This window comes from Streptomyces sp. SID14436 (assembly GCF_010548465.1).
Lineage (GTDB): Bacteria > Actinomycetota > Actinomycetes > Streptomycetales > Streptomycetaceae > Streptomyces.
The window spans coordinates 1-1,550 of sequence record NZ_JAAGMD010000613.1 but is presented as its reverse complement, the minus strand read 5'-3'; the positions used below and the strand labels follow the sequence as shown (position 1 = coordinate 1,550).

The following is a 1,550-nucleotide window of genomic DNA, read 5'->3' as shown; positions in this document are numbered from 1 at the left end:
CGCGGAGCACCGCGATCTGCGGCAGCCCCGCCCGGCGGGTCAGCGCCGACGCGCGGGCGACGCGCTGCAGCTGGGTGAGCGCGAGCATGCCCTCCTGCATGCGGCTGCCGCCGGTGGCGACCAGCGACACCACCGGCAGCCGGTGCTCCCGGGCGTGGGCGTACGCCGCCACCAGCAGGTCACCGGTGCGCTCGCCCAGGGAACCGCCGAGGAAGCCGAACTCGAACGCGATCAGCACCGCCGGGGTGCCCGCCACCCGGGCGGTGCCGCAGACCACGGACTCCTGCTCGCCGGTGCGTCCGGCGGCGCGGGCCAGGGCTGCGCCGTAGCCCGGCCAGCCGAGCGGGCCGTCGGGCGCGGACCCGCCCGCCGGGGCGGGGAGTTCGGTGAAGTCGTCGGTGAGCAGCGCGATCGCGGCGCGGGCCGGGAGGCGGTCAGGCACGGCCCAGCGCCCGCTTCATGATCTTCCCCATGTCGTTGCGGGGCAGCGCGTCGAGGTGGTGGAGGACCCGCGGCCGCTTGTGCGGGGCCAGGCGGCGGGCCACGTGATCGGCCAGCTCCGGCAGCCCGGGCGGGGCCCCGGGGTCGGCCGGGACCACCCACGCCACGATCCGCTCGCCCAGGTCCGCGTCCGGTTCCCCGGTCACCGCCGCCTCCCGCACCCCCGGGTGCTCCAGCAGCGCGTTCTCGATCTCCCCGGCGCCGATCTTGTAGCCGCCGCTCTTGATCAGGTCGGTGGCCTTGCGGCCGACGATCCGCACCGACCCGTCGTCCTCGCGCACCGCCATGTCGCCGGTGCGGAACCAGCCGTCGGCGGTGAAGGCGGCGGCCGTCGCGTCCGGCCGGTTGAGGTACTCCGTGAACAGGTTCGGCCCGCGCACCTGGATCTCGCCGACGGTCTCCCCGTCGTGGGCCGTCACCGGTGAGCCGTCCTCCTCCACCAGCCGCAGCTCCACCCCCGGCAGCGGCACGCCCACGGTGCCGGGGCGGGAGGGGCGGTCGGCGCGGACGCTGGTGTTCATCAGCGTCTCCGTCATGCCGTACCGCTCGATCACCCGGCGCCCGGTGGCCGCGGTGATCCGCTCGTGGTCGTGCAGCGGCAGCGCGGCGGAGCCCGACACCAGCAGCCGGGCCCCGGCCAGCGCCCGCGCCAGCTCCGGGTCGCCGGGCAGCGCCTCCGCGATGCGGTGGTACATCGTCGGCACCCCGAACAGCATGGTCGCCCCGCCCGCCAGCTCACGGGCCACGCCCTCGGGGGTGAACCGGCCGAGGTGGCGCAGGGAGCCGCCGCGCCGCAGCGGGCCCAGCACGCCCAGCACCAGGCCGTGCACATGGAACAGGGGCAGCCCGTGCACCAGCACGTCGTCGCCGGTCCACCGCCAGGCGTCGGCCAGCGCGTCCAGGGTCGCGGCGAGCGCGCGGCGCGGGATCACGGCGCCCTTGGGCGGGCCGGTGGTGCCGGAGGTGTAGACGATCAGGGCCGGGTCCTCGCCGCCGGCGGGGTCCTCGGCGGGGCCGCCGTCCGGGGCGCGGTCCGCGGGGTCGGCCGT

2 protein-coding genes are annotated in these 1,550 nt (G+C 77.4%); both read right to left on the bottom strand.

The genetic code is table 11. From position 1 onward, the window contains the following. Window positions 1-442, bottom strand: a 442-nt coding sequence (locus G3I53_RS21685; RefSeq protein WP_343240664.1) for a carboxyl transferase domain-containing protein, incomplete at its 3' end; no start/stop codon positions are given. Further along, on the bottom strand, window positions 435-1,550 hold a 1,116-nt coding region (locus tag G3I53_RS21680), incomplete at its 5' end, for an AMP-binding protein (protein ID WP_239064030.1). The genes G3I53_RS21680 and G3I53_RS21685, both read right to left, overlap by 8 nt.